This window comes from Bacillus sp. FSL R5-0712 (genome assembly GCF_038593285.1).
Lineage (GTDB): Bacteria > Bacillota > Bacilli > Bacillales > Bacillaceae > Bacillus > Bacillus safensis.
In genome coordinates this window covers 926,067-942,944 of record NZ_CP151981.1, presented here as the reverse complement: position 1 = coordinate 942,944, position 16,878 = coordinate 926,067, and the positions used below count along the sequence as shown (strand labels likewise).

Below are 16,878 nucleotides of genomic sequence, written 5' to 3'. Positions count from 1 at the left end.
TTGACCGATCAGCCATTCTTGTTCGTGTTTTCAGTATGCTCATGTTAATACACACTATTCCTACCTGTCAACTATATTTATTGTTTTTTCAGATTTATCTAAAAAATGATTGACCGAGCAGGGAACAAGATTTATAGTCTTATTAAATATTTCTTATCAAAACAGTTGGTTTTATCTAACAAAAGGAGGATACACACATGTCAGAGGAACGTCCATTTCGTTTAGAAACAAAAGCCATTCACGCAGGTCAGGAGCTTGATTCAGCGACCTATTCAAGAGCCGTGCCTATTTACCAAACGAGCTCCTTTGGTTTTAGAGACAGTGAGCATGCAGCGAATTTATTTGGTCTTCAGGAACCGGGAAATATTTATTCACGTATTATGAACCCTACAAATGACGTATTTGAAAAGCGTATCGCTGAGCTTGAAGGTGGAATTGGTGCACTTGCTGTTTCTTCTGGACAAGCAGCGACGACTTATTCTATTTTAAACATTGCAGGAGCCGGAGATGAAATCGTTTCCTCAAGCAGTCTTTATGGCGGCACCTACAATTTATTTGCCCATACACTCAAAAAACTTGGAATTACAGTAAAATTCGTCGATTCATCCAACCTTGAAGAACTCGAAGCGGCGATCACAGACAAAACAAAGGCAGTGTATGCAGAGAGCATTGGAAATCCAAAAGGCGACATTTTACATATTGAAGCCATCTCAGCCATTGCACACAAGCATCATATCCCGCTTATTGTGGATAATACGCTCGCCAGCCCTTATTTATTAAGACCTATCGAGTTTGGTGCAGACATTGTCGTCCACTCAGCAACCAAATTTATTGGCGGTCACGGTACATCAATTGGCGGCGTCATCGTTGATAGCGGCCGATTCCCTTGGGCTGACAGCGATAAGTTCAAAGGACTGACTGAACCAGATCCAAGCTATCACGGTCTGACATATACAGAAGCGATTGGAGAAGCAGCTTATATCACAAAAGCACGAGTACAGCTATTACGTGATTTAGGGGCAGCTCTGTCGCCATTCAACTCATTTTTACTTCTGCAGGGTTTAGAAACATTACATCTTCGTCTTGAGCGGCATAGTGAAAATGCCTTGAAAACAGCACAATTCTTACAGGATCACCCTCTTGTCGATTGGGTAAGCTATCCGGGTCTTGAAAGTCACGAATCCTATGAGCTTGCTCAAACCTATTTACCAAAAGGACAAGGTGCAATCCTCACATTCGGTATTAAAGGTGGACGCGAAGCAGGTAAAAGGCTCATTGATTCTGTGCAGCTTTTCTCCCATCTCGCAAACGTGGGCGATTCTAAATCCCTCATCATTCACCCTGCCAGCACAACGCATCAGCAATTAAGCGAAGCAGAACAAAAAGCGACAGGTGTCACACCAGAGCTCATTCGTTTATCTGTTGGAACAGAAGCGATTGAAGATATTCTTGCAGATCTTGAACAGGCGATTACAAAAAGTCAGTCTGAATGACATAGAAAAAAGCACACGGCTGTGTGCTTTTTTATTGTTTATTAATGATTGAGTAATCGAATGTCTTGGAAAGGATAAAATACAAATGAGGTAGTTCCTTGAATATCACGCTTTGTAAAAAGACCTAAGCCGTTGCGGCTGTCCATTGAATTTTGGCGATTGTCGCCCATGACAAAGTACTTTCCTTTTGGAACAGTCAGAGGGCCAAAATCAGGTGTCAGCAAGGTGCCATCTGCAGCTGCTTTCTTTTTGTTTGACGCTAAGTAAGGCTCCGCCACTTTTTTTCCATTAACATATAGCTGATCATTTTTCATTTCAATTTTATCACCAGGTAAACCAATCAATCGTTTGACATAATGAGTGCTGCGGTCTTCCCCATCAAGAACAATGATCTGTCCTCGTTTATAATCACCGAAATAATCAACCGTTTTATTCACAAACACCCGCTCTGTATCATGCAATGTCGGATACATGGAAGATCCTTTGACAATGTATGGCGCGAATAAAAAGTTCCGAATGATAAAAACAGCAATAAATGCGATTAAGATGGCTTTGATCCAGCCCCATAATTCTGATTTCTTTTTTTGTGTTTTTGTATTTGTTGTCATAAGCTCCTCCTGAATTCCCCAAGGACGAAATGTGTGTCACCAGCTGCCAGCCGGCGTCACGCTTGTTTCTCCCTAAATATAAACATATTTTGCCAACAAATCAAGCGAAGAGAGAGAAAAAGGCAAGCACCTTTCTGTGCTTGCCCAAAACTCAGTTAGTTAGCAGAAGAATCCGCTTCTTTTTCTTTGTTTGCTTTACCATAGAAATAATCCGATGGATTCACTGGTTTGAAATCAGATAACTTATGGAATCGAAGAAGATCCCTATAGAGCACTTTATCTGAAAGACTTAACTGATTATCAACACGGGCTTTAATCGCCTCTGTCTTTTTATTTTGTTTCACCACTTTACCCGTTTTCGTATCATAAACGGTATTATCGACAAGTGTGTATTTCGGTGTCACATAGTTTCCATTACGGAAGGCAACAGTCTCATCATGCTTTTTAGAGAATAAGTCTGTTCCAAAATTCACGAATTCATTTGAATCGATACCTTGTAAGTGAAGAAGTGTTGGCATAACGTCGACTTCACCACCATACGTATGGTTCACGCCGCCCTTCTTACCAGGAATACGAATCATGAGCGGAACACGCTGGTTTTGTGCATTTTGATAAGGAGTGATTTCTTTCCCTTGAATTTCACTCATTGCACGGTTATGGTTCTCAGAAATACCGTTATGGTCACCATATAATAAAATGACTGAGTCTTTATACATACCTGATTTTTTCAAGTCTTTGAAGAATTGCTCTAATGACTCATCTAAATATCTTGCTGTTTGGAAATAGTTATCGACTGTTTTATCGCCAGTTGTTGCCTTAGCGATTGTCGCATCTTTTTCATCTAAATTAAATGGATAGTGATTTGTCAGTGTCATTAAATGTGCATAAAATGGCTTTTTCATTGATTCTAGCATTGGAATTGATTCTTTGAAGAACGGTTTATCCTTCAGACCCATATTCACAAGGTTTTCTTCATCCATGTTGTAATAGGAAGCGTCAAAGAATTGATCAATTCCCATATGTTTATAAATCGTGTCACGGTTCCAGAAAGATTTATAGTCCCCATGAAGTACTGCACTCGTATAGCCTGCTTTTTGATCTAGGATGGCAGGTAGTGATTGAAAGGTATTTTCACCCTTTGTCACAAATGCTGCTCCCTCTGGCAGGCCAAACATACTATTATCCATCATCAGCTCAGCATCTGATGTCTTCCCTTGACCTGTCTGATGGAAGAAGTTATCAAAATACGTAAAGTCGTCTTTCCCATGAGCCAGTTTGTTTAAGAATGGAGTCACTTCTTCTCCATTTAATTTGTAGTCAATTAAGAAAGACTGGAAGCTTTCTAAATGAATTTTAATAATGTTTTTGCCTTTTGCTTTACCAAAATACTCTGCATTTGGCTTCGCATAGTGAGAGGACGTATAGTTCACAACATCCGTTAAATCTTCACTGCTTGCATTTGCTACCTGTGTTGCGTTTTGTGCTGCTTGTACCCCATCATAAATCGTATAGTTATAAACACCTAAGTATTTGACAACATACTTATGATCAAAGGTTCTCGTTAATAATTCTGGACGATCCTTTTCAGCCAAATGAAGGTTTACAAAGAACAGTCCAATACCTGCAGCTACAATCAGCAGTGCAAACGTCTTTTTCATTTGGAACTTCTTCACTTCTGGTCTCCAAATGACAATCGCAATCAAAATGATAATATCAAGGAAGTATAAAAGGTCATGCGGCTTAATGCTTGCTAGCACACCGCCAGTCATGCCTCCCCCAAGATTTCCTGCCTGCTTCATTGTTGAGAAAGTCAAAAAGTCATCAAAGAAACGGTAATACGCTACATTTGCATATAAAAGTGCGGTCATAATAAAATCAATAACAATTAAAACAATGGCAGATTTACGCCCCTTCAAAAAGAGAGCAAGTCCAAAAAACACGATGGCTGAACTAAATGGATTCAATAAGAGAAGCCCCTCTTGAAAAGAACCTTTTACTCCTAAATTAAAGTCCATTTTGTAGGCTGTGTACGATTTAGCCCAGAATAAAAGGACAGCCAAAACAAAAAAGCTATATTTGTTTGCAAATATTTTTTTCATAAAACCTCTTCTTTCTTATCATCGTTCTGATATAAATGAAATCATAAAAAATTTACATTCATTTTGCAAATGTAAATCTTCTTCGCCAAGCATGCCGATGCTCTGTCTCCGCCGGATACATGCGCTCCTTTAATATAACGAATGAGAAGCATCATAAGTTTCAAAAAAAATACGAGTAAATAAAAGGAAAAATATCCATTTACATTAAATTTACGCACACTTCATGTTTTAGTGGATGAATAAGGTTTTGTAAATCACTCAGTATTACTTTACTTTTTTCATCTATTCGTGTCAAAGTAATTATAAAGAAAAGGAAGAATAACCTAGGCTTTTCGACTCATTTACCCAAATTTATACAAAATTCGATCCTTGCTTCTTTTATTGTGACTCAACCTCCATTAATCCATGTACCTCCCTAAAAAAACAGTTTTAAACAAAAAAAGCTTGATTTCCCCTACTGATGTGCGGTGTGATAAAGAGGTAGAACTTGATCACAACACTTATATGTTCATGACAAAAAAATCAGGCTGGAGGACATCACATGAAGATTAACAAACAAATCAACACTTTTGAAGAAAGATTTTCAGAAGATGTAGTCACTATCATTGCTGTTACAGGACCTTCTGGCGTAGGGGCAGGAAAAGCAGGCCAGGCACCTCTTTGGACCGCTTCTATTCCACTGATTGCTTGGAAAGAAAACGGTCATATCATAACCGAAAATGTAAGACTTTGCTGGTTAACAGATGACGAGGGATTAAGGGAAAAACAGGCACAATTACATAAAGAATCAATCGTTACACTTCAGGTTCGAAAAGGCGAAGGTGAATTCATGCTTGTATCTTTGATCGATACAGACACAAAGGATCAAGCGCTTCAAGAAATTTTAGAAGAAGCCCAAAAGCCTGTGTATTATCATGATGACATACTTGGAACCTTTGAGTTAGTAAAAGGACTAGACTTATTTGAAAAAACGATCCAATGGAGCAATGAAGAGTGCCTTCTCTACTTCAACCTCGAAGAAGATGAAAAAATAAATGACTCTCTTCGAACAGCAAACCAACTTATGCAAGAGCAAGCCAAATGGGATTCTTCTATTAAATCATTTGCCGCGAATCAGCTGATAGATCTAGCAAAGGATTGGCAGGAACAAGACGAATCAGCTGAAAAGCAAGAAGAACTCACACTGAATCAATTTATAAGCCGCATTTCACTTGAAAGCCTGCATGTTTACCCTGAGGGAGAGTTTGAAGTCTACTATCATGACGGTGATTTATTTTGGGGTCATGTCATTATTGTCACAGGAAATATAAATGGCACATTTCATGATGCACACATTGCAGGCTAAAGGCTGGAGGAATAACCCATGGAAATCAAAGCTTTTCAAGAATTAAATCTAATCGGGAAAACGCCAGCCATCGCCAAAATTGGCGGCTTCCGTCCTGATCCAGCTATACACAGCTGGTTTGCCAGCCATTTTTTCATCGATCCTAACCAAGGCTGGCCGACAGATCAAGATGGGGCCATGATTCCGATTTTACAAATTTATTTACCAGAAGTGCCAGGAGGAATGAACGGCTTCAATGAATGTAAACTGATTCAAATTTTTCTTAATCAGAAAACACTTCCGATTGATATCACCAAAAACGGTGAAGGCTGGAAGCTCATTGAATATGCATCAATCGAAGGTTTAGAAGTAGCTGAAACTCCTGAAGAAGTGAGAGGGCTCAAAGCCTTTCAAATCCAATGGAACGGAAAGTGAGCAAAGGGACTTCCCTTGCTGGGAAGAAGCATGGTCATACATCGATTTATCAGAAGTAAACGAAAGTGAAGAAGCCACAAACCACTTCTTTAATCAATACACAAATTATTCGTTCACAAAAATCGGTGGGTATGGGGCGTATATTCAATCCCCGCCCCATCAACAACAAGGCGAATTCATGCTGCAAATCGCCTCAGAAGAAAAACCTCGTTTCATGATTGGTGATAACGGCACGATGTATTTCTATTATGACAAAGAATCAAAAGAATGGTTTATGCACTGGGATTGTTTTTAACGTTTATTGAATGAAACCTTGCCTTCTCCTAAGCGTAATGAATAACAATGAAAGGAGGAAGCAAAATGGGATTCATTTTAGACATCTTTTCACTTGCTGTGTATATCCCTTTTCTACAAGTGGATGAAGAGGATATCTCGAGGAACGCAGCACATCTCAAAAAATATAGCTGGTTTCAAGCACTATTACATGATCAAACTTGCAGGGAGCTCATCATTTATGATCCCGATGTTCGACGTGTCATAGGCAGGTTTAAAACGGAGAAACTCCATAAGAAGCGCTACAACTTAAGATGCGAAAGTAAATTACTACAAGCATTACAGCATGCAATGTAAACTGACAACAAGAGCCGCACTTTCCTGTGGCTCTTGTTTATCAATTGAATCGTTCCTTTTGAAGAAAACATTTGACGCCTGGACAACTCTCCCCGTATATTATGTATAAATCCATCTTTTTCAAAGAAAAGGAGGCCTCACATGCGCTTGTTTAAGAACTGGAGAAAAAAGCAGCCTGCACAGCAAATCACTTCAGAAAAGCAAGAAGACAGCATCCCAATCGACTTCTCCACACTTCCCTTTGGCACAGACACCGTCGATGATTTTTTGTTCAATCTAGACCTGACCTCCAAGCTCACAGATCCCTATAAAGAAACAGATACGAACAAGCTTACCTAGACCTTCGTAAATCCTCATCCAATACTGGATGATTTTTTTATACTCAATGAAAGGTGTATTCAATGAAAACATTTTATATCGTCAGACACTGCCAAGCAGATGGACAATCTAAAGATGCAGCTTTAACGCCACAAGGCATCACTCAATCTCATGAACTGGCACAGTTTTTTTCCAGCATTCATCTCAATCAAATTATCTCAAGTCCTTATAAACGAGCGATCCAAACTACTGAACCCCTTGCTCATGCAAAACAGCTCGAGATAAAAATCGATCAGCGCCTCTCTGAACGTGTATTAAGCAGCAAACCAATAGACGATTGGTATGAGAAACTAAAGCTCAGTTTTACAGACTTACATATGACCTGTGAAGGCGGAGAATCGAGCCAAGAAGCCATGAATCGTATTGTAGAAGCACTCCACGAACAAATTAAATTAGAAAAAGATCATACCCTATTCGTCACACATGGCAATATCATGAGCCTGCTTCTTAAACACGCCGATTCAACGATTGGATTCGAAGAGTGGAAGAAACTAAGCAATCCAGATGTCTATACCCTGAGATATTTCAAACCAAATCATGTAGAAATAGAACGAATATGGCATAAATAAACGGCAGAATGAACTCTGCCGTTTTCTCATCTATTGCTGATAATAAAAGGACTCTACCCACTCATACGGTTTCTTACGCTCCGCACACCATTTCATAAAGCCCCTTGTCTCCGTCTGCTGAAACGTCATCCAGTCCGTTAAAAGCTGGTCATAATAGACAGCTTGTTTTTGAACATTCGTACGAGTTCTTTGATCTTGAATCAGCATCATAACACGTTCAATCCCTTGAATTCTCTCTTGATCCTTCTCATAGGTGCTTAAATAAAGATCTTCATGTATATGATGAAACGAATACCACAAGGCCGATAAATAGGTTTCGCAAATTTGAACAATCACACGCTGCTCACTTCTGCCTCCAAGCTCTAGTGCCTTCAATAAATAGGGCAGCCCTTCTCCTTGATGTACAAACATACCTTGCCAGCGGTGCGGTCTCACATCTAATGGATCAACATTCTCCCACTCTTGAAGAACAGGCTGGAGCACCCCATTCACCAGCGGATACACAAGCAGATGATGACCATCCTCAAACCGTTCAATCCACTCAAACAGCCGAGCAGCAAATTCCCGCTGTACTTCAAAATCGTTCTCTTTCATCTCTTCAATAAAGGCCTGAAGAACGTTTAGCGCATCTTTACGCAGGCCCTGTTCTTTTCTCACACAGTACTGTCTAAAAAGAGGATAATCATTTACTCCCTCGTCTTGAATGATAGCCTGTAATATCGTCTTCGTTTGCATAATCACAACGCCGCCTCTTTACATCCATTCTTTTCCATGTTCATGAATAAATTGAATGTCTTTTTGATAATGTTCAAGATGTCCTTCTTGAATCATGTTTTGAAAAGCGATATCCCCCTCACTCGCTTTTCGTTTCATATACTGACATAATCCTTCTAAACGCAGCAGCACCATATCCAAATAATCTTCTGCTATTTCCTCACCATAAGCTTCAAAAAACAGTTTCACTCTATGCTTTATCTGGTCTGCATGGTCTGATGAATGATAGTTCACGATGTCTCCTGTTTTGGTGCGAAAAAACCTACTGATAGGTACACATGTATACAGAGTATATGCGATATCCCAAAGTCTTGGACCAGGAGCAGCTACATCAAAATCAATGATACCTACTGGTTTTTCATTATTGAAAATGATGTTGTACATTGCAAAATCATTATGACACACAACCTCTATTTCGACAGGCGTATTGTCCATTCGTTCCCAATCGTCTGAAATGGGAAAATCATGAACAGCATCATGATACAGTCTAAGCATTCTCGCTATTTCTTTTAAGGCATGGTGAGAGCACATATATTCTTTTAAAGGCTCATGACCGGCTACGCCTTCAATGAAGGACAATATCTCTCTACCTTGTTCATCAACCCCTAAAAACTTTGGAGCATAGGAGAAATTCTTTTTTTCTAAATGCTTTAGCAGCTTTCGTATATTGATATTGTCTGACTTTACTTCTCGACGAACCGTATCTCCCGAACGATATACGTTCGAGACATTTCCACCTGTCAATAACTCTTCATGAGCATTTTGTTTTTTCATAAATTCTCCCCTCAAACTGGGTCACCATGTTGATGTCAGTTAAAGATGTGTATGTACCCACAAATATTCATTTAGTTACTCAAAGGTAGTACAACAGTTTTATGTGAATGTGCTGCTCCATTTTGTTTCCTTACATGGTTAAATGTATCTTATCAAATGTTGCAAATCATCTAAAGATTATTCTGCTAAAAGAAGTACATACTCATTATGTTCTAATAGGTTCCTATTTTTTATCTAAATAACTCATTTAAACCACAAAAAAACGTTTTACCACGAGGGTGAAACGTTAGGTTCATGGAAAAACCAATCATGAAACTTTTAACAGATACCGGTGGCCGGGGTCGAACCAGATGATAAATTATTCCAAAAAGGCAAGGTATACCCTCTTATAGTAAAGCACCCGTTAATGAATGAAGAATTAAAGCTCTTCCCGATATATTTCTGATTTTATCGGCTTTAAACTCAAAGGTATTTTAAACTCATGAATACTTTCAATATGATAAAAAAAATGATCGATATCGTCATAATCCATTGACCATTCTTCTACCACCTTTAACTTTTTTAACTCGCTTGTTGGTTTAAATAAAAATTCACAGTGTAGTTGTTCCATGTGAGAATAATCATCTTCTTCATAAACTGTAAACTGACGTACAAAGTCAAAATGAAATACTTCCTCTCCTGTAAAATCATAGACACCACACTGAAATAAAATTTCTTTATCTTCTTCGCCCTCAACTGTCTCCTTTGAAAAAGCCTTAAATGTTTCCCAAACCTTTTTTATATCATCGGTATCTTCACCAATGCTATCTTTAAGATAACTTTCAGCATTTTTAACCGTAATCATTACAACACCTCTTATGTACAATTTATATCCAATCCTTCTTCAATTATCCTGCCTCTTTAGTTTAATCATAAGGTAACCATCAATAAAGTAAAAGTAATCTCCTTAATATGTTCCTCTGTCATATTGCTGTTAGAGAATTAAGAAACGCCTTAAAAATTTATTACTCACAGTCCTAAACAAATAATTCAATAGCATCCCGAAATGATTCAACATAAGACTTAGTTTCCTTTTCTAAAATTGCCAATTCACCTTGGTCTAAAATATTTTTACGTCTTGCCATTTAGCTAGGTCCCCTTTCAGCAGTGAAACGATTTGAAGTAATTTTATCGTGTGAAAAATCAGCTAAAAAACAAATAAAAAACGCCCTCCTACAATTTGTAGAAAGACGTTTTAAACGTTGATATTCTTTAATTCTTCTGTGATTGACGATAATAAAGAATATCTAAAACTAGATACCGGTGGCCGGGGTCGAACCGGCACTCCGTGAGGAACACGATTTTGAGTCGTGCGCGTCTGCCAATTCCGCCACACCGGCATGATCATTAAAGAGCGCAACTTATATTTAAAAACAATGGTGCCGAGGGCCGGACTTGAACCGGCACGGTAGTCACCTACCGCAGGATTTTAAGTCCTGTGTGTCTGCCAATTCCACCACCCCGGCAGTCTTTTCAAAAAAGGCGACACCCGGATTTGAACCGGGGATAAAGGTTTTGCAGACCTCTGCCTTACCACTTGGCTATGCCGCCATTATTGGAGCGGAAGACGGGATTCGAACCCGCGACCCCCACCTTGGCAAGGTGGTGTTCTACCACTGAACTACTTCCGCACATCAACTGGGCTAGCTGGATTCGAACCAACGCATGACGGAGTCAAAGTCCGTTGCCTTACCGCTTGGCTATAGCCCAATAATAAAATGGGGCGATTGATGGGAATCGAACCCACGAGTGCCAGAGCCACAATCTGGTGCGTTAACCACTTCGCCACAACCGCCATAGATGTAATGAATTATAAAGTATAATTGGCAGGGGCAGTAGGAATCGAACCCACACCGGAGGTTTTGGAGACCTCTGTTCTACCGTTAAACTATGCCCCTATGAAAACAAAAAATGGTGGAGGGGGGCGGATTCGAACCGCCGAACCCGGAGGGAGCGGATTTACAGTCCGCCGCGTTTAGCCACTTCGCTACCCCTCCACTTTTGAAAAACAGTGCCGGCAAGAGGACTTGAACCCCCAACCTACTGATTACAAGTCAGTTGCTCTACCAATTGAGCTACACCGGCAAATAGTGGTGGCTCGGGACGGAATCGAACCGCCGACACACGGATTTTCAGTCCGTTGCTCTACCAACTGAGCTACCGAGCCAAGTATTCTTTTGAAAAATGGCGGTCCGGACGGGACTCGAACCCGCGACCTCCTGCGTGACAGGCAGGCATTCTAACCAACTGAACTACCGGACCATTTTGGTTGCGGGGGCAGGATTTGAACCTGCGACCTTCGGGTTATGAGCCCGACGAGCTACCGAACTGCTCCACCCCGCGACGATATAAAAGATATGGTGGAGGATGACGGGCTCGAACCGCCGACCCTCTGCTTGTAAGGCAGATGCTCTCCCAGCTGAGCTAATCCTCCGAATAAAAAATGCTGGTGTATATTCTATAAAAATGGTGACCCGTACGGGATTCGAACCCGTGTTACCGCCGTGAAAGGGCGGTGTCTTAACCGCTTGACCAACGGGCCCTTTATTATGTAAATTGTGGCGGAGAGCAAGGGATTCGAACCCTTGAGACGGGGTTACCGCCTACACGATTTCCAATCGTGCTCCTTCGGCCACTCGGACAGCTCTCCAAATTGGCTCCGCAGGTAGGATTCGAACCTACGACCGATCGGTTAACAGCCGATAGCTCTACCACTGAGCTACTGCGGAATGAAGAAAGCCTGGCGATGTCCTACTCTCACAGGGGGAACCCCCCAACTACCATCGGCGCTGAAGAGCTTAACTTCCGTGTTCGGTATGGGAACGGGTGTGACCTCTTCGCCATCATCACCAGACAATTTAGTGACAAAAGATATTATACTATGTATTGAAAATAAATCAAGAGATATTTTAAAAATATTCTCTCAAAACTAGATAACAATGTTCATGCTTCACATTAGAATATAGGTTAAGTCCTCGATCTATTAGTATCTGTCAGCTCCACGTGTCACCACGCTTCCACCTCAGACCTATCAACCTGATCATCTTTCAGGGATCTTACTTCCTTGCGGAATGGGAAATCTCATCTTGAGGGGGGCTTCATGCTTAGATGCTTTCAGCACTTATCCCGTCCGCACATAGCTACCCAGCGATGCCCTTGGCAGAACAACTGGTACACCAGCGGTGCGTCCATCCCGGTCCTCTCGTACTAAGGACAGCTCCTCTCAAATTTCCTGCGCCCGCGACGGATAGGGACCGAACTGTCTCACGACGTTCTGAACCCAGCTCGCGTACCGCTTTAATGGGCGAACAGCCCAACCCTTGGGACCGACTACAGCCCCAGGATGCGATGAGCCGACATCGAGGTGCCAAACCTCCCCGTCGATGTGGACTCTTGGGGGAGATAAGCCTGTTATCCCCGGGGTAGCTTTTATCCGTTGAGCGATGGCCCTTCCATGCGGAACCACCGGATCACTAAGCCCGACTTTCGTCCCTGCTCGACTTGTAGGTCTCGCAGTCAAGCTCCCTTGTGCCTTTACACTCTGCGAATGATTTCCAACCATTCTGAGGGAACCTTTGGGCGCCTCCGTTACATTTTAGGAGGCGACCGCCCCAGTCAAACTGCCCACCTGACACTGTCTCCCTGCCCGATAAGGGCAGCGGGTTAGAAGGTCAATACAGCCAGGGTAGTATCCCACCGATGCCTCCACCGAAGCTAGCGCTCCGGTTTCCAAGGCTCCTACCTATCCTGTACAAGCTGTACCAACATTCAATATCAGGCTGCAGTAAAGCTCCACGGGGTCTTTCCGTCCTGTCGCGGGTAACCTGCATCTTCACAGGTACTATAATTTCACCGAGTCTCTCGTTGAGACAGTGCCCAGATCGTTGCGCCTTTCGTGCGGGTCGGAACTTACCCGACAAGGAATTTCGCTACCTTAGGACCGTTATAGTTACGGCCGCCGTTTACTGGGGCTTCAATTCGCACCTTCGCTTACGCTAAGCGCTCCTCTTAACCTTCCAGCACCGGGCAGGCGTCAGCCCCTATACTTCGCCTTACGGCTTCGCAGAGACCTGTGTTTTTGCTAAACAGTCGCCTGGGCCTATTCACTGCGGCTTCTCGGGGCTTTAACACCCTAAGAAGCACCCCTTCTCCCGAAGTTACGGGGTCATTTTGCCGAGTTCCTTAACGAGAGTTCTCTCGATCACCTTAGGATTCTCTCCTCGCCTACCTGTGTCGGTTTGCGGTACGGGCACCTCTCACCTCGCTAGAGGCTTTTCTTGGCAGTGTGGAATCAGGAACTTCGCTACTAAATTTCGCTCGCCATCACAGCTCAGCCTTCACGGGAAACGGATTTGCCTATTTCCCAGCCTAACTGCTTGGACGCGGATATCCAATACCGCGCTTACCCTATCCTCCTGCGTCCCCCCATTGCTCAAATGGTGAGGAGGTGGTACAGGAATATCAACCTGTTGTCCATCGCCTACGCCTTTCGGCCTCGGCTTAGGTCCCGACTAACCCTGAGCGGACGAGCCTTCCTCAGGAAACCTTAGGCATTCGGTGGACGGGATTCTCACCCGTCTTTCGCTACTCATACCGGCATTCTCACTTCTAAGCGCTCCACCAGTCCTTCCGGTCTGGCTTCACAGCCCTTAGAACGCTCTCCTACCACTGTTCGTAAGAACAGTCCGCAGCTTCGGTGATACGTTTAGCCCCGGTACATTTTCGGCGCAGAGTCACTCGACCAGTGAGCTATTACGCACTCTTTAAATGGTGGCTGCTTCTAAGCCAACATCCTGGTTGTCTAAGCAACTCCACATCCTTTTCCACTTAACGTATACTTTGGGACCTTAGCTGGCGGTCTGGGCTGTTTCCCTTTCGACTACGGATCTTATCACTCGCAGTCTGACTCCCAAGGATAAGTCATCGGCATTCGGAGTTTGACTGAATTCGGTAACCCGGTAGGGGCCCCTAGTCCAATCAGTGCTCTACCTCCGAGACTCTTACCTTGAGGCTAGCCCTAAAGCTATTTCGGAGAGAACCAGCTATCTCCAGGTTCGATTGGCATTTCACCCCTACCCACACCTCATCCCCGCACTTTTCAACGTGCGTGGGTTCGGGCCTCCATTCAGTGTTACCTGAACTTCACCCTGGACATGGGTAGATCACCTGGTTTCGGGTCTACGACCACGTACTCATGCGCCCTATTCAGACTCGCTTTCGCTGCGGCTCCGCATCTTCTGCTTAACCTTGCACGGGATCGTAACTCGCCGGTTCATTCTACAAAAGGCACGCCATCACCCGTTAACGGGCTCTGACTACTTGTAGGCACACGGTTTCAGGATCTATTTCACTCCCCTTCCGGGGTGCTTTTCACCTTTCCCTCACGGTACTGGTTCACTATCGGTCACTAGGGAGTATTTAGCCTTGGGAGATGGTCCTCCCGGATTCCGACGGAATTTCACGTGTTCCGCCGTACTCAGGATCCACTCTGGAGAGAATAACATTTCAGTTACAGGGCTGTTACCTTCTTTGGCGGGCCTTTCCAGACCTCTTCGCTTATATCATTCCTTTGTAACTCCGTATAGAGTGTCCTACAACCCCAAGAGGCAAGCCTCTTGGTTTGGGCTGTTCCCGTTTCGCTCGCCGCTACTCAGGGAATCGCATTTGCTTTCTCTTCCTCCGGGTACTTAGATGTTTCAGTTCCCCGGGTATGCCTTCTCATACTCTATGTATTCAAGTATGGATACTACTCCATTACGAGCAGTGGGTTTCCCCATTCGGAAATCTCCGGATCAAAGCTTGCTTACAGCTCCCCGAAGCATATCGGTGTTCGTCCCGTCCTTCATCGGCTCCTAGTGCCAAGGCATCCACCGTGCGCCCTTTCTAACTTAACCATTTCTTACTTTAGAAAGAATCACTATGTGTGATGAACTTTGCATTGCATTCAATGTGAATGTATTACTTATTGTTATCTAGTTTTCAAAGAACAATCCTGTCTCGCTAGAGACATGTTTTGAAGGAATGATCCTTCAAAACTAAACAAAACGAAAACGTACGCTGCTCCATATATCCTTAGAAAGGAGGTGATCCAGCCGCACCTTCCGATACGGCTACCTTGTTACGACTTCACCCCAATCATCTGCCCCACCTTCGGCGGCTGGCTCCATAAAGGTTACCTCACCGACTTCGGGTGTTGCAAACTCTCGTGGTGTGACGGGCGGTGTGTACAAGGCCCGGGAACGTATTCACCGCGGCATGCTGATCCGCGATTACTAGCGATTCCAGCTTCACGCAGTCGAGTTGCAGACTGCGATCCGAACTGAGAACAGATTTATGGGATTGGCTAAACCTTGCGGTCTTGCAGCCCTTTGTTCTGTCCATTGTAGCACGTGTGTAGCCCAGGTCATAAGGGGCATGATGATTTGACGTCATCCCCACCTTCCTCCGGTTTGTCACCGGCAGTCACCTTAGAGTGCCCAACTGAATGCTGGCAACTAAGATCAAGGGTTGCGCTCGTTGCGGGACTTAACCCAACATCTCACGACACGAGCTGACGACAACCATGCACCACCTGTCACTCTGTCCCCGAAGGGAAAGCCCTATCTCTAGGGTTGTCAGAGGATGTCAAGACCTGGTAAGGTTCTTCGCGTTGCTTCGAATTAAACCACATGCTCCACCGCTTGTGCGGGCCCCCGTCAATTCCTTTGAGTTTCAGTCTTGCGACCGTACTCCCCAGGCGGAGTGCTTAATGCGTTAGCTGCAGCACTAAGGGGCGGAAACCCCCTAACACTTAGCACTCATCGTTTACGGCGTGGACTACCAGGGTATCTAATCCTGTTCGCTCCCCACGCTTTCGCTCCTCAGCGTCAGTTACAGACCAGAGAGTCGCCTTCGCCACTGGTGTTCCTCCACATCTCTACGCATTTCACCGCTACACGTGGAATTCCACTCTCCTCTTCTGCACTCAAGTTTCCCAGTTTCCAATGACCCTCCCCGGTTGAGCCGGGGGCTTTCACATCAGACTTAAGAAACCGCCTGCGAGCCCTTTACGCCCAATAATTCCGGACAACGCTTGCCACCTACGTATTACCGCGGCTGCTGGCACGTAGTTAGCCGTGGCTTTCTGGTTAGGTACCGTCAAGGTGCGAGCAGTTACTCTCGCACTTGTTCTTCCCTAACAACAGAGCTTTACGATCCGAAAACCTTCATCACTCACGCGGCGTTGCTCCGTCAGACTTTCGTCCATTGCGGAAGATTCCCTACTGCTGCCTCCCGTAGGAGTCTGGGCCGTGTCTCAGTCCCAGTGTGGCCGATCACCCTCTCAGGTCGGCTACGCATCGTCGCCTTGGTGAGCCATTACCCCACCAACTAGCTAATGCGCCGCGGGTCCATCTGTAAGTGACAGCCGAAACCGTCTTTCATCCTTGAACCATGCGGTTCAAGGAACTATCCGGTATTAGCTCCGGTTTCCCGGAGTTATCCCAGTCTTACAGGCAGGTTACCCACGTGTTACTCACCCGTCCGCCGCTAACATCCGGGAGCAAGCTCCCTTCTGTCCGCTCGACTTGCATGTATTAGGCACGCCGCCAGCGTTCGTCCTGAGCCAGGATCAAACTCTCCGAGGTATGCAGGATGCATATCACACATGCGCTGCTACACGATGTAGCGAACTTAGCATGTGATCACTTCCTGCCTCGCCAGCTTGACTGACTACCTATGAAGTTTCATAGGATTTTTTTATAAAAACTCGAATTA

General features: G+C 43.9%; 12 protein-coding genes, 16 tRNA genes and 3 rRNA genes. 7 read left to right on the top strand and 24 right to left on the bottom strand.

Annotated elements, in window-relative coordinates; all coding sequences use genetic code 11:
- Positions 1–197: 197 nt before the first annotated feature.
- Positions 198–1,493 (top strand): homocysteine synthase, encoded by a 1,296-nt coding sequence (locus NSU11_RS04580; RefSeq protein WP_034624044.1) that lies wholly within the window; start codon positions 198–200, stop codon positions 1,491–1,493.
- A 41-nt stretch (positions 1,494–1,534) separates the two neighbouring features.
- Here NSU11_RS04580 and lepB read toward each other — a convergent pair whose 3' ends face one another.
- Both lepB and NSU11_RS04570 read right to left on the bottom strand, forming a co-directional pair.
- Complete coding sequence (gene lepB, locus NSU11_RS04575; RefSeq protein ID WP_024425343.1) at positions 1,535–2,101, bottom strand: signal peptidase I; 567 nt, start codon at positions 2,099–2,101, stop codon at positions 1,535–1,537.
- Positions 2,102–2,256: 155 nt separating this feature from the next.
- Positions 2,257–4,200 carry an LTA synthase family protein gene (locus tag NSU11_RS04570; protein WP_024427404.1) on the bottom strand — a complete coding sequence of 648 codons (1,944 nt, stop codon included), beginning with the start codon at positions 4,198–4,200 and terminating at the stop codon, positions 2,257–2,259.
- 541 nt (positions 4,201–4,741) lie between these two features.
- Between NSU11_RS04570 and NSU11_RS04565 the strand changes: the two genes are divergently transcribed.
- From NSU11_RS04565 to NSU11_RS04540, 6 genes are all read left to right on the top strand, one after another.
- Positions 4,742–5,545 carry a DUF2262 domain-containing protein gene (locus tag NSU11_RS04565; RefSeq protein WP_025093289.1) on the top strand — a complete coding sequence of 268 codons (804 nt, stop codon included), beginning with the start codon at positions 4,742–4,744 and terminating at the stop codon, positions 5,543–5,545.
- A gap of 18 nt (positions 5,546–5,563) precedes the next feature.
- Positions 5,564–5,959: a hypothetical protein gene (locus NSU11_RS04560; RefSeq protein WP_342493819.1), complete on the top strand. Its 396-nt coding sequence runs from the start codon at positions 5,564–5,566 to the stop codon at positions 5,957–5,959.
- Between the two features lie 40 nt (positions 5,960–5,999).
- Entirely contained in the window at positions 6,000–6,254 is a 255-nt protein-coding gene (locus tag NSU11_RS04555) for a DUF1963 domain-containing protein (protein WP_342493900.1), read from the top strand.
- 65 nt (positions 6,255–6,319) lie between these two features.
- A complete protein-coding gene (locus tag NSU11_RS04550) occupies positions 6,320–6,589 on the top strand; it encodes a hypothetical protein (RefSeq protein WP_149125835.1) in 270 nt (89 codons plus the stop codon).
- Positions 6,590–6,730: 141 nt separating this feature from the next.
- Positions 6,731–6,928: a hypothetical protein gene (locus tag NSU11_RS04545; protein ID WP_025093286.1), complete on the top strand. Its 198-nt coding sequence runs from the start codon at positions 6,731–6,733 to the stop codon at positions 6,926–6,928.
- A gap of 62 nt (positions 6,929–6,990) precedes the next feature.
- Positions 6,991–7,536 carry a histidine phosphatase family protein gene (locus tag NSU11_RS04540; protein ID WP_149125836.1) on the top strand — a complete coding sequence of 182 codons (546 nt, stop codon included), beginning with the start codon at positions 6,991–6,993 and terminating at the stop codon, positions 7,534–7,536.
- Positions 7,537–7,566: 30 nt separating this feature from the next.
- On the opposite strand, the gene NSU11_RS04535 is transcribed toward NSU11_RS04540, so the two are convergent.
- From NSU11_RS04535 to NSU11_RS04430, 22 genes are all read right to left on the bottom strand, one after another.
- Positions 7,567–8,271 carry a hypothetical protein gene (locus NSU11_RS04535; protein WP_149126692.1) on the bottom strand — a complete coding sequence of 235 codons (705 nt, stop codon included), beginning with the start codon at positions 8,269–8,271 and terminating at the stop codon, positions 7,567–7,569.
- 18 nt (positions 8,272–8,289) lie between these two features.
- Positions 8,290–9,084 carry a phosphotransferase gene (locus NSU11_RS04530; RefSeq protein WP_149125837.1) on the bottom strand — a complete coding sequence of 265 codons (795 nt, stop codon included), beginning with the start codon at positions 9,082–9,084 and terminating at the stop codon, positions 8,290–8,292.
- A 418-nt stretch (positions 9,085–9,502) separates the two neighbouring features.
- Positions 9,503–9,928, bottom strand: coding sequence for a hypothetical protein (locus NSU11_RS04525; RefSeq protein WP_149125838.1), 426 nt, complete (start codon positions 9,926–9,928; stop codon positions 9,503–9,505).
- A gap of 453 nt (positions 9,929–10,381) precedes the next feature.
- Positions 10,382–10,463: transfer RNA gene (locus tag NSU11_RS04520), tRNA-Leu, on the bottom strand.
- 37 nt (positions 10,464–10,500) lie between these two features.
- Positions 10,501–10,589 (bottom strand) — tRNA-Leu (locus NSU11_RS04515).
- Positions 10,590–10,603: 14 nt separating this feature from the next.
- A tRNA-Cys gene (locus NSU11_RS04510) sits at positions 10,604–10,674 on the bottom strand.
- Positions 10,675–10,679: 5 nt separating this feature from the next.
- Positions 10,680–10,754: transfer RNA gene (locus NSU11_RS04505), tRNA-Gly, on the bottom strand.
- Between the two features lie 7 nt (positions 10,755–10,761).
- A tRNA-Gln gene (locus NSU11_RS04500) sits at positions 10,762–10,833 on the bottom strand.
- 9 nt (positions 10,834–10,842) lie between these two features.
- A tRNA-His gene (locus NSU11_RS04495) sits at positions 10,843–10,918 on the bottom strand.
- 29 nt (positions 10,919–10,947) lie between these two features.
- Positions 10,948–11,021 (bottom strand) — tRNA-Trp (locus tag NSU11_RS04490).
- 14 nt (positions 11,022–11,035) lie between these two features.
- Positions 11,036–11,120, bottom strand: a tRNA-Tyr gene (locus NSU11_RS04485).
- Positions 11,121–11,135: 15 nt separating this feature from the next.
- A tRNA-Thr gene (locus tag NSU11_RS04480) sits at positions 11,136–11,208 on the bottom strand.
- A gap of 6 nt (positions 11,209–11,214) precedes the next feature.
- Positions 11,215–11,290: transfer RNA gene (locus NSU11_RS04475), tRNA-Phe, on the bottom strand.
- 18 nt (positions 11,291–11,308) lie between these two features.
- Positions 11,309–11,385 (bottom strand) — tRNA-Asp (locus NSU11_RS04470).
- A 4-nt stretch (positions 11,386–11,389) separates the two neighbouring features.
- Positions 11,390–11,466 (bottom strand) — tRNA-Met (locus NSU11_RS04465).
- Between the two features lie 15 nt (positions 11,467–11,481).
- Positions 11,482–11,557, bottom strand: a tRNA-Val gene (locus tag NSU11_RS04460).
- Positions 11,558–11,590: 33 nt separating this feature from the next.
- Positions 11,591–11,665: transfer RNA gene (locus NSU11_RS04455), tRNA-Glu, on the bottom strand.
- Between the two features lie 17 nt (positions 11,666–11,682).
- Positions 11,683–11,773, bottom strand: a tRNA-Ser gene (locus tag NSU11_RS04450).
- A gap of 4 nt (positions 11,774–11,777) precedes the next feature.
- Positions 11,778–11,852: transfer RNA gene (locus NSU11_RS04445), tRNA-Asn, on the bottom strand.
- A gap of 9 nt (positions 11,853–11,861) precedes the next feature.
- Positions 11,862–11,977: ribosomal RNA gene (gene rrf, locus NSU11_RS04440) — 5S ribosomal RNA — on the bottom strand.
- Positions 11,978–12,086: 109 nt separating this feature from the next.
- Positions 12,087–15,017 (bottom strand): 23S ribosomal RNA (locus NSU11_RS04435).
- Between the two features lie 182 nt (positions 15,018–15,199).
- Positions 15,200–16,748: ribosomal RNA gene (locus tag NSU11_RS04430) — 16S ribosomal RNA — on the bottom strand.
- The 16S, 23S and 5S rRNA genes sit together here with 16 tRNA genes alongside, the layout of an rRNA operon.
- Positions 16,749–16,878: the final 130 nt, after the last annotated feature.

Bases quoted from the DNA above. Each gene is read 5' to 3' on its own strand.
- NSU11_RS04580 (WP_034624044.1), top strand. From the start codon at position 198: ATGTCAGAGGAACGTCCATTTCGTTTAGAAACAAAAGCCATTCACGCA.
- lepB (WP_024425343.1), bottom strand. From the start codon at position 2,101: ATGACAACAAATACAAAAACACAAAAAAAGAAATCAGAATTATGGGGC.
- NSU11_RS04570 (WP_024427404.1), bottom strand. From the start codon at position 4,200: ATGAAAAAAATATTTGCAAACAAATATAGCTTTTTTGTTTTGGCTGTC.
- NSU11_RS04565 (WP_025093289.1), top strand. From the start codon at position 4,742: ATGAAGATTAACAAACAAATCAACACTTTTGAAGAAAGATTTTCAGAA.
- NSU11_RS04560 (WP_342493819.1), top strand. From the start codon at position 5,564: ATGGAAATCAAAGCTTTTCAAGAATTAAATCTAATCGGGAAAACGCCA.
- NSU11_RS04550 (WP_149125835.1), top strand. From the start codon at position 6,320: ATGGGATTCATTTTAGACATCTTTTCACTTGCTGTGTATATCCCTTTT.
- NSU11_RS04545 (WP_025093286.1), top strand. From the start codon at position 6,731: ATGCGCTTGTTTAAGAACTGGAGAAAAAAGCAGCCTGCACAGCAAATC.
- NSU11_RS04540 (WP_149125836.1), top strand. From the start codon at position 6,991: ATGAAAACATTTTATATCGTCAGACACTGCCAAGCAGATGGACAATCT.
- NSU11_RS04535 (WP_149126692.1), bottom strand. From the start codon at position 8,271: ATGCAAACGAAGACGATATTACAGGCTATCATTCAAGACGAGGGAGTA.
- NSU11_RS04530 (WP_149125837.1), bottom strand. From the start codon at position 9,084: ATGAAAAAACAAAATGCTCATGAAGAGTTATTGACAGGTGGAAATGTC.
- NSU11_RS04525 (WP_149125838.1), bottom strand. From the start codon at position 9,928: ATGATTACGGTTAAAAATGCTGAAAGTTATCTTAAAGATAGCATTGGT.